Raw genomic sequence first — 9,727 nt, forward strand, 5'->3', positions numbered from 1 at the left:
GGAGCGGCCTCGCCTGAACAGGCAGAACCCCGGAGTTTGAGCCGGCCGGCCTGAAAGCGTACAATTTCGGTACGTTTTCCGAGTTCCCTCCCCCATGCTCCGCGTCACCAAGCTGACCGACTACGCCACCGTGGTCCTGACCGTGCTCGCCGCCCGGCCGGGCCAGGTGCTCAGTGCCTCCGACCTGGCCGAACATTCCGGCCTGGAAACCCCGACCGTCAGCAAGGTGCTGAAGCCGCTTGCGCAGGCCGGCCTGGTGGAAGGCCTGCGGGGCGTGCACGGCGGCTACCGCCTGAGCCGCGACGCGGCCGAGATCACCCTGGTGGACATCGTGGAAGCCATGGAAGGCCCGCTGGCGATGACCGAATGCAGCCAGAGCGAAAGCCAGTGCGGCATCGCACAGAAATGCGGTGCGCGCGCGAACTGGCGCCTGATCAACGACGTGGTGGCCGACGCCCTGCGCGGCTTCACCCTGGCGCAGATGGTCGCGCCTCCCCCCTCTTCTTCCGACGACGTGCGCAGGCGATCCATCGCCGTGCAGGTCGCGACCCGCTGAACCGTAGGCAGCCCGATGGCCACCGAGAACGCTGAAATCCTGGAACAGCTGGGACGTCGCTACGACGCCGGCTTCATCACCGACATCGAATCCGATTCGTTGCCGCCCGGCCTGGACGAGGACGTCGTCCGCGCCCTGTCGGCGAAGAAGAACGAGCCGGAATGGATGACCGAATGGCGCTTGGCCGCCTACCGCCACTGGCTGACCATGCAGGCCCCGCATTGGGCCAAGCTGAAGATCGGTCCGATCGATTTCCAGGCCATCAGTTACTACAGCGCACCGAAGGCGAAGTACGCCTCGCTGGACGAGGTGCCGCAGGAACTGCTGGACACCTACGACAAGCTGGGCGTGCCGCTGCACGAGCGCGCGAAGCTGGCGGGCGTGGCGGTGGACGCGGTGTTCGATTCGGTCTCCGTCGGCACCACCTTCCGCAAGGAACTGGCCGAGAAGGGCGTGATCTTCTGTTCGATGTCCGAGGCCATCCACGAACATCCCGAACTGGTGAAGCAGTACCTGGGCAGCGTGGTGCCGGTGGGCGACAACTACTTCGCCGCGCTCAATTCGGCGGTGTTCTCCGACGGCAGCTTCGTGTTCATCCCCAAGGGCGTGCGCTGCCCGATGGAACTGAGCACCTACTTCCGCATCAACGCGGGCCACACGGGCCAGTTCGAGCGCACGCTGATCATCTGCGAAGACAAGGCCTACGTCTCCTATCTGGAAGGCTGCACCGCGCCGATGCGCGATGAGAACCAGCTGCACGCCGCCGTGGTGGAACTGGTCGCGCTGGAAGACGCCGAGATCAAGTACTCGACGGTGCAGAACTGGTACCCGGGCGACGAGGAGGGCCGTGGCGGCATCTACAACTTCGTCACCAAGCGTGCCGAATGCCGGGGCGACCGCAGCAAGGTGACGTGGACGCAGGTGGAGACCGGTTCGGCGATCACCTGGAAATACCCGTCCTGCGTGCTGCTGGGCGACGACTCCGTGGGCGAGTTCCACTCGGTCGCGCTGACCCACCACCGCCAGCAGGCCGACACCGGCACCAAGATGATCCACGTGGGCAAGCGCACCAAGTCCAAGATCGTCAGCAAGGGCATCAGCGCCGGCCGCGGCCAGAACACCTACCGCGGCCTGGTGAAAGTGGACCGCAACGCCGACGGCGCGCGCAACTACACCCAGTGCGACAGCCTGCTGATCGGCAAGAAGTGCGGTGCGCACACCTTCCCCTACATCGAGGTGAAGAACCCCACCGCGACGCTGGAGCACGAGGCCACCACTTCGAAGATCTCCGACGACCAGCTGTTCTACTGCCGCGCACGCGGCATCGGCCAGGAAGACGCCGTCTCGATGATCGTCGACGGCTTCTGCAAGCAGGTGTTCCGCGAGCTGCCGATGGAGTTCGCGGTGGAAGCCAAGAAACTGCTGGAAGTGTCGCTGGAAGGCAGCGTCGGGTAATGCAGTTCCCTTCTCCCTCAGGGAGAAGGTGGCGCGAAGCGCCGGATGAGGGTGCGGCGGAGCCAATGACGTCCGGACCATCCGGACTTCGCCGGACCCTCACCCCAACCCCTCTCCCGGTGGGAGAGGGGCTCAAGCAATCAAACTGGAAACGCACCATGTTGAAGATCGACAACCTCCACGCCAGCGTCGCCGGCAAGGACATCCTCAAGGGCCTCTCGCTGGAGGTGAAGCCGGGCGAAGTGCACGCCATCATGGGCCCCAACGGCGCCGGCAAGTCCACGCTGGGTAACATCCTGGCCGGCCGCGAGGGCTATGAGGTCACCGCCGGCAGCGTCGAGTTCGACGGCAAGCCGCTGCTGGAACTGGAGCCGGAAGAGCGCGCCGCCGCCGGTGTGTTCCTGGCGTTCCAGTACCCGGTCGAGATCCCGGGCGTGAACAACACTTACTTCCTGCGCGCGGCGCTCAATGCCCAGAGCAAGGCGCGCGGCGAGTCGGAACTGGATTCGATGCAGTTCCTCAAGCTGGTGCGCGAGAAGCTGGCCGTGCTGCACCTGAAGGACGAGCTGCTTCATCGTGGCGTCAACGAAGGTTTCAGTGGCGGCGAGAAGAAGCGCAACGAGATCTTCCAGCTCGCCGTGCTGGAACCGAAGCTGGCGATCCTGGACGAGACCGACAGCGGCCTGGACATCGACGCGCTGAAGAACGTCGCCGATGGTGTCAACGCGCTGCGATCCACGGACCGCGCGTTCGTGGTCATTACCCACTACCAGCGCCTGCTCGATTACATCAAGCCGGACGTGGTGCACGTGCTGGCCGGCGGCCGCATCGTCGAGACCGGCGGCCCGGAACTGGCGCTGGAACTCGAACAGCACGGCTACGCCTGGATCAAGGACCGGGTCGCCCCGGAGCAGGCCGCCTGATGAGCGCGTTGCTCGACTCCCTGTCCGCCGGCTTCAGCGGCGACGTCGCGCGCCGCGCGGTGCTCGACGAAGCGCTGCGCGACGGCCTGCCCGGCCCGCGCACCGAAGCGTGGAAGTACACCTCGCTGCGCCAGCTGGAACGCCGCAGCTTCGCGGCCGTCGATGCGCTGCCGTCGCTGGACCCGATGCTGCTGGCCGACATCCCGGCGCCGCGCGCGGTGTTCGTCAACGGCCGCTACTCGGTGGCGCTGTCGCTGACCACCGATCTGCCGGACGGCGTCAGCCTGCAGCTGCTGTCCGAGGCGCTCGCCGACGGCGGCGATGCGGCGCGCTTCCTGCAGCGTCGCTTCGAGCGCACCGACGAAGTCTTCGCCCGGCTCAATGCCGCATTGGCCACCGAAGGGCTGCTGCTGCGCGCCGAGGCCGATGTGCGCAGTGAGCGGCCGCTCCACCTGGTCTTCATCGGCACCGACGACGGCGCCGATCGCGCCTGGCACCTGCGCAATCTGATCGAACTGCGCGCGGGCGCCTCGCTGACGGTGGTGGAGCTCCACCTCGCCGCCACGCCACACGCGCACTTCATCAACACGCTCAGCCACGTGCATCTCGCTGCCGGCGCCACGCTGTCGCACGCCCGCGTGCAGACGGACAGCGACCGCGCCACCACGCTGCTCCGCACCGACGCGGTACTGGCACGCGATGCCGATTACCGGCGCGTGGACCTGGAACTGGGCGGCGCATTGTCCCGCCATGAACTCAACGTGCGCCTGGAAGGCGACAACGCGCGCCTTGCGGCGAACGGCGTACTGCTGGCCGGCGGACGACGCCACGTCGACACCCGCCTGGGCATCGACCACATCGGTCGGGACACAGCCTGCGAACTGACATGGCGCGGACTCGGCGCTGGACGCGGCCGCGCGGTGTTCCATGGCGGCATCCTGATCCGCGAGGGTGCGGATGGCACCGACGCCGCGCTGTCGAACAAGAACCTGCTGCTGTCGGACAGCGCCGAGATCGACACCCAGCCGGTGCTCGAAATCCACGCCGACGAAGTGAAGGCCGCCCACGGCGCCACCGTCGGCCAGATCGATGCCAATGCCCTGTTCTACCTGCGCTCGCGCGGCCTGACCCAGCCGGAAGCGCGACAGCTGCTGACCACCGCGTTCTGCCGCGAGCCGCTGGGCGTGATCGAAGACGCCAACGTGCGCGATGCATTGCTCGTCCGCGTGGACGCCGCGCTGGCGGCGGTGGAGGCGGGATGAACCGCGAAGTCCTGACCGACGCCGGTACCGCCATCGATTGGGCACGCGTCCGCGAGGACTTCCCCCTGCTCGCGCGGCAGGTCAACGGCAAGCCGCTCATCTACCTGGACAGCGCCAACACCGGCCAGAAGCCGGTGTCGGTGATCCGGACGACCGACGACTTCTATCGCCAACACAACGCCAATGTCAGCCGCGCAGTGCACACGCTGGGCACGGAGGCGACGGAAGCCTACGAAGGCGCCCGCAAGACGCTGGCGCGCTTCCTCAACGTGCGCGCGGACGAGCTGGTGTTGTGCAGCGGCACCACCTTCGCGATCAACCTCGTGGCGTACTCGTGGGCGCTGCCGCGCCTGAAGGCCGGCGACACGATCCTGGTGTCGCGCATGGAGCACCACGCCAACATCGTGCCCTGGCAACTGGTCGCCCAGCGCACCGGCGCGACCATCAAGGTTGCGGAAATCCACGCCGACGGCACGCTCGACCTCGATGCGCTGCACGCCGCGATGACCGGTGATGTGAAGCTGCTGGCGATCACCCACACTTCGAACGTGCTGGGCACAGTCAACCCGGTGCGCGATATCTGCCGCGAGGCACGCAAGCGCGGGATCACGACGGTCGTCGATGGTTCCCAGGCCGTGCCGCATCGCGCGGTCGACATCGCCGCCATCGGCTGCGACTTCTACGCGCTGACCGGCCACAAGATGTGCGGGCCCACCGGCACCGGCGCCCTGTGGGCGCGCAAGGAACACCTGCAGGCTATGCCGCCGTTCATCGGCGGCGGCGAGATGATCAAGGAAGTGAGCTTCGACGGCACGGTGTTCAACGACCCGCCGCACAAGTTCGAAGCAGGCACGCCCAACATCGCGGGTTTCATCGGGCTGGGCGCGGCCGTGGACTACCTGGATGCGCTGGGCATGGCGAACGTCGAAGCCCGCGAAGCCGAACTTCTGGCGCACGCCACCGAGGAACTGGACCGGATCGAGGGCCTGCGCATCTTCGGCCGCGCGCCCGACAAGGCGGCGGTGATTTCCTTCCTGATCGAAGGGGCGCATGCGCACGACCTGGCCACGTTGCTGGACCTGGAGGGCGTCGCCGTCCGCTCCGGCCAGCATTGCGCGCATCCCTTGCTGCAGTTCTTCGGCGTCGCCGCCACCCTGCGGGCCTCGTTCGCGTTCTACAACTCGCACGAGGATGTCGAGCGCTTCATCGCGGCCCTGAAGAAAGCGCGCAGCCTGCTGGCCTGACGCTGGGGTAGAAGGGGTTGCCGCCCTACAATGGGCGGCATGGATACCCTGACCTTCCGCTCCGCCGTCCCCGCCGACATTCCGGCCCTCGTCGCACTGGTGACCTCTGCCTACCGCGGTGATGTCAGCAAGCAGGGCTGGACCACCGAAGCCGACATGCTCGATGGCCAGCGCATCGATCCGGACGTGCTCGCCCGCGACATCGAACGCGATCGCAGCCGCATCCTGCTGGCCGAACGCGATGGCCTGCTGTTGGCCTGCGCGCACGTGGCGGAAGACGAGGGTGCGGGCTACTTTGGCATGTTCTCCGTGCGGCCCGACCTGCAGGGCGGTGGCGTCGGCAAGGCCATACTGGCGGAAGCCGAACGCGTGGCGCGCGACGAATGGCGATTGCCCGCGATGCGGATGACGGTGATCGACATCCGTGACGAGTTGATCGCGTTCTACGAACGCCGCGGCTATGTGCGAACCGGCACCAAGAAGCCCTTCCCCTACGGCGACGAGCGCTTCGGCATACCGAAGCGCGACGATCTGCGCTTCGAAGTCCTCGAGAAGCCTCTGATGGAAGCCGCGGCATGAGCGAGACCTGGACCTTTGTCTGTGCCACGGGCGAGCTGTTGCCCGGCGAAATGAAAACCGTCTTCGACGAGGTCACGGGTACGCCGATCCTCGTCGTCAATCACGAGGGCACGCTGTACGCCCTCGAGGACAAGTGCAGCCACGAGGATTTCGAGCTGTCATCCGGCACCTTCGACCCGAAGGACGCCAGCATCGAGTGCGTGCTGCACGGCGCCCGGTTCGATGTCAGGGATGGGCGTGCCCTGTGTGCGCCGGCGTATTCGCCCGTTCCCAAGTTCCCGACTCGCATCGAACACGGCGGCGTCTGGACGCGTGACGATCGCGACTGACCCAAGCCGCTGGCGCGCCTGTTGTAATCGCAAATCATTCTCATTATCCTGTCGCACCGCTGCGACAGGCTATCGCAGCCGACCCATCGAGACCCCGTGCTGCGCGAAGTCCGCCCTCTTTCGATCCTGTCAGGCTGCCTGCCGTGGGCGAGCCTGTTCGCGCTCGCAGGCCTGTTCGTCGCGTCCACTGGCGCGGATCTCCGGGGCACGTCGCCATGGTCTTCGGCTGCCCAGTACGAACCCGACATGGACGGCCCGCACCGTAGCGGGTACACGTCCGCGTCTCCCGCCGGATACATGCTCGAAAGCCTGCCGATGCCGGCAGAGTCCGAAGCCGACGGCGACTGCATCGTTCGACGCTGTGTCGCGACCGCACCGCAGCTCGCGCGTGCCGATATCCGGCATGCGGACGCCCCGGCTTCGCGTCGCGTCCGTTCGCCCGGACGCGGGCCGCCCTTCACCTGATCCGCTTCTCGCGGGCCGCTCGGCAAGTGGCCGCGACGATGCTTGAACGATCACGGCGCCGCCGAGGCGCGCATTCCCCATCGCCACCGATCTCTCCCGCCAGCCTTCGCCACCGGGTGTTCCCTTCCTGCACCTGAGGATGCTCATGAACTTGCGCCACTCTCCCCTCGCCGCTGCCCTGCTGCTGGCCCTCAGCACCCCTGCCCTTGCCGCTCCGGGCGGCGAGATTCCTGCCGACGCCGCCATGCAGGCCAAGGAACTGGACACCGTCGAGGTGCACGGTGAGCGCGTCCAGAAGGCCAGCTCGCCGAAGTACACCGAAGCCCTGGTCGACACGCCGCAGACGATCACCGTGGTGACCAGCGACGTCATGGCGCAACAGAACCTGCTGGGCCTGAAGGACGTACTGAGCACGCTGCCCGGCATCACCTTCGGTGCCGGCGAAGGCGGCGGCGGTTATGGCGACAGCATCAACCTGCGCGGCTTCACTGCCAGCAGCGACATCACCACCGATGGCGTGCGCGACAGTGCGCAGTACACGCGCAGCGACACGTTCAATCTCGAGTCGATCGAACTGATCAATGGCGCCAACTCCGCCATGTCCGGTGCCGGCTCCGTCGGCGGCACCATCAACCTGGTCAGCAAGACCGCACGCGAGGGCGATTTCAACACGTTCACCGTGGGCGCTGGCTCGGACAAGTACAGCCGCGTGACCGCCGATAGCAACGTCGACTTCGAGAACGGCATCGCCGTCCGCTTGAACGCGATGGGGCATACCCAGGACGTACCCGGGCGCGACGAAGAATTCAAGCACCGCTGGGGTTTTGCGCCGTCGATCGCGTTCGGTCTGGATTCCGATACCCGCTTCACGCTGAGCTACCTGCACCAGCACGACAACAACATGCCCCAATACGGCGTCCCGTTCGCATTGAGTCCGTTCAACGACGGCCCCCTGCCGGGCGTGGATCGCGAAACGTATTTCGGTTATCGGAACACGTCGCGTCAGGAAAGCGACGTCGACATGCTGACCGGTGTGTTCGAAATGGACTTCGGCGACTACGTGACCCTGCGCAGCCTGGGTCGCCTGCAGCGGGTCGAGCAATACACCAATGCCACTGCACTGCAGGGTTCGTGGTGCCTTTCGAACAACACCAACCCCTATACCGGCCAGGCCTGCGTGGGTCAGCCGGCGGGCACCTGGAATCCGAATGGTGGCCCGCGTGGACTGGTACGCGACACCGAGAATTTCATCGCCCACAGCCAGACGGACCTGACGGCCAGCTTCAGCACGGGCGCCGTGCGCCATGACGTCGTCGTGGGCGTGTCCTTCAGCAAGGAGGACTTCGAACTGGACACCGGCACGACCTTCCGAAATCCCGACGGATCCACGACGGGCATCACCTACCCGATCCAGAACTTCGACAACCCGTACAACGTCTGGACCGGCCCGCAGAACTACTTCCGCACAGGCCGCACCGAGGGCAGCCTCAACAACCAGGCGGTGTACGTGTTCGATACGCTGAAGTTCGGCGACCAATGGTTGTTGAACCTGGGCGCACGCTACGAGCACAACGAAGGCGACACAGTGAACTACGCCGTCTCCACCACGGGCCAGATCGCTGGCGTGAGCGGCGTCTTCGAGAACGAGGACGATCTGTTCTCGTATCGCGCGGGCCTGGTGTACAAGCCAGTCGACAACGCCAGCGTCTATCTTTCGTACGCCAACAGCAAGACGCCGTCGAAAGCGTCGGTCAATGGCGCTTGCAGCGCGGTGACGTGCAATGTGGATCCCGAAACCGCGGTCAACATCGAGCTCGGCACCAAGTGGGACGTATTGGAGAATCGATTGGCGGTAACCGCCGCACTGTTCCGCAACGAGCGCCAGAACTACAAGGTGGCGAGCGTCGACCCGCTGCAGCCGGAGCAGGTGCTCGACGGCAAGGCGCGCGTGGACGGTATCGCTCTGGGCGTGGCCGGCAACATCACGCGCGAGTGGGCGGTGTTCGCCAACTACACGTTCCTGGACAGCGAGGTCCTGCAGAACGCAGCGGACGGTGCCGCCACCGATCCGGTCAAGGGCCACGAACTGACCCAGACACCGCGCCACTCGGCGAGCCTCTGGAGCACGTACGAACTGGGCGACTGGACCTTCGGCTACGGTGCGACGTACCAGGGCAGTTTCTATCCGAACAACTCTTCTGCAACTGCCTACCTGAAGACGGAAGCCTACTGGGTCCACCGTGCGATGGTCGGTTACCAGATCAATGAACGTATCGGCCTGCAGCTCAACGTCAGCAATTTGTTCGACGAGGAGTACTACACCGGTATCCGCAACAACCTGACCGTCAACGGTGCTGGCGTGGTGACCGCCGGCAACGGCTGGGCCAACCCGGGCGAAGGCCGCTCCGCGGTGCTGACGGCAACGTTCCGGTTCTGAGTCATCCACGCGACACCACCCCGCCCATGCACAATGGGCGGGGTTTCTTTTCGAGGCGAACCGCATGTTGCTGGCGATCCCGGATGTCCTGACTCCTGCGCAGGTCGCGCAAGCACGGTCGCGACTGGATGCCGCCGATTGGGCGGACGGCCGCATCACCGCGGGCTACCAGTCGGCCAAGGCCAAGGACAACGCACAGCTGCCGGAGGATTCGCCGGCCGCGCGGGACGTCGGCGCACTGATCCTCGACGCGCTCTCGCGCAACAGCACCTTCTTCTCGGCGGCGCTGCCCAGGCGCATCTATCCGCCGCTGTTCAATCGCTACGCCGGTGGCCAGTCCTTCGGGTACCACGTCGACAATGCGATCCGCTACGACCGCAGCCGCGGCGGCGTGGACCCCGTGCGCACGGATCTCTCCGCCACGCTCTTCCTGAGTGCACCGGAAGACTACGACGGCGGCGAACTGATCATCGAGGA

The 9,727-nt window shown here is 66.1% G+C and carries 10 protein-coding genes; all 10 read left to right on the forward strand.

Features of this window, described 5'->3' with window-relative positions; genetic code table 11:
• Positions 1-94: 94 nt before the first annotated feature.
• Positions 95-556 (forward strand): SUF system Fe-S cluster assembly regulator, encoded by a 462-nt coding sequence (locus CYU89_RS03550; protein ID WP_296278843.1) that lies wholly within the window; start codon positions 95-97, stop codon positions 554-556.
• 15 nt (positions 557-571) lie between these two features.
• Positions 572-2,011, forward strand: coding sequence for a Fe-S cluster assembly protein SufB (gene sufB, locus CYU89_RS03555; protein ID WP_056878144.1), 1,440 nt, complete (start codon positions 572-574; stop codon positions 2,009-2,011).
• A gap of 158 nt (positions 2,012-2,169) precedes the next feature.
• On the forward strand, positions 2,170-2,934 hold the full coding sequence (gene sufC, locus CYU89_RS03560; RefSeq protein WP_296278844.1) for a Fe-S cluster assembly ATPase SufC: 765 nt from the start codon (positions 2,170-2,172) through the stop codon (positions 2,932-2,934).
• Entirely contained in the window at positions 2,934-4,196 is a 1,263-nt protein-coding gene (gene sufD, locus CYU89_RS03565) for a Fe-S cluster assembly protein SufD (protein WP_296278845.1), read from the forward strand. Before sufC ends, sufD begins: the two co-directional genes overlap by 1 nt.
• A complete protein-coding gene (locus CYU89_RS03570) occupies positions 4,193-5,440 on the forward strand; it encodes a cysteine desulfurase (RefSeq protein WP_296278846.1) in 1,248 nt (415 codons plus the stop codon). Before sufD ends, CYU89_RS03570 begins: the two co-directional genes overlap by 4 nt.
• A gap of 39 nt (positions 5,441-5,479) precedes the next feature.
• Complete coding sequence (locus CYU89_RS03575) at positions 5,480-6,019, forward strand: GNAT family N-acetyltransferase (protein ID WP_296278847.1); 540 nt, start codon at positions 5,480-5,482, stop codon at positions 6,017-6,019.
• Positions 6,016-6,348 carry a non-heme iron oxygenase ferredoxin subunit gene (locus CYU89_RS03580; protein WP_296278848.1) on the forward strand — a complete coding sequence of 111 codons (333 nt, stop codon included), beginning with the start codon at positions 6,016-6,018 and terminating at the stop codon, positions 6,346-6,348. The genes CYU89_RS03575 and CYU89_RS03580 overlap by 4 nt, the downstream gene beginning before the upstream one ends.
• Positions 6,349-6,444: 96 nt before the next feature.
• Positions 6,445-6,813, forward strand: a complete 369-nt coding sequence (locus CYU89_RS03585; protein WP_296278849.1) for a hypothetical protein — start codon at positions 6,445-6,447, stop codon at positions 6,811-6,813.
• A gap of 145 nt (positions 6,814-6,958) precedes the next feature.
• A complete protein-coding gene (locus tag CYU89_RS03590; RefSeq protein WP_296278850.1) occupies positions 6,959-9,250 on the forward strand; it encodes a TonB-dependent siderophore receptor in 2,292 nt (763 codons plus the stop codon).
• Between the two features lie 64 nt (positions 9,251-9,314).
• The coding region (locus tag CYU89_RS03595; RefSeq protein WP_296278851.1) for a Fe2+-dependent dioxygenase at positions 9,315-9,727 on the forward strand (413 nt) is incomplete at its 3' end.

Source organism: Pseudoxanthomonas sp. (assembly GCF_002863005.1).
Classification (GTDB): Bacteria; Pseudomonadota; Gammaproteobacteria; order Xanthomonadales; family Xanthomonadaceae; genus Pseudoxanthomonas_A.

Coding starts and splice junctions, on each gene's coding strand:
- CYU89_RS03580 (WP_296278848.1), top strand. CDS start 6,016: ATGAGCGAGACCTGGACCTTTGTCTGTGCCACGGGCGAGCTGTTGCCC.
- CYU89_RS03570 (WP_296278846.1), top strand. CDS start 4,193: ATGAACCGCGAAGTCCTGACCGACGCCGGTACCGCCATCGATTGGGCA.
- sufD (WP_296278845.1), top strand. CDS start 2,934: ATGAGCGCGTTGCTCGACTCCCTGTCCGCCGGCTTCAGCGGCGACGTC.
- CYU89_RS03575 (WP_296278847.1), top strand. CDS start 5,480: ATGGATACCCTGACCTTCCGCTCCGCCGTCCCCGCCGACATTCCGGCC.
- CYU89_RS03590 (WP_296278850.1), top strand. CDS start 6,959: ATGAACTTGCGCCACTCTCCCCTCGCCGCTGCCCTGCTGCTGGCCCTC.
- CYU89_RS03550 (WP_296278843.1), top strand. CDS start 95: ATGCTCCGCGTCACCAAGCTGACCGACTACGCCACCGTGGTCCTGACC.
- sufB (WP_056878144.1), top strand. CDS start 572: ATGGCCACCGAGAACGCTGAAATCCTGGAACAGCTGGGACGTCGCTAC.
- sufC (WP_296278844.1), top strand. CDS start 2,170: ATGTTGAAGATCGACAACCTCCACGCCAGCGTCGCCGGCAAGGACATC.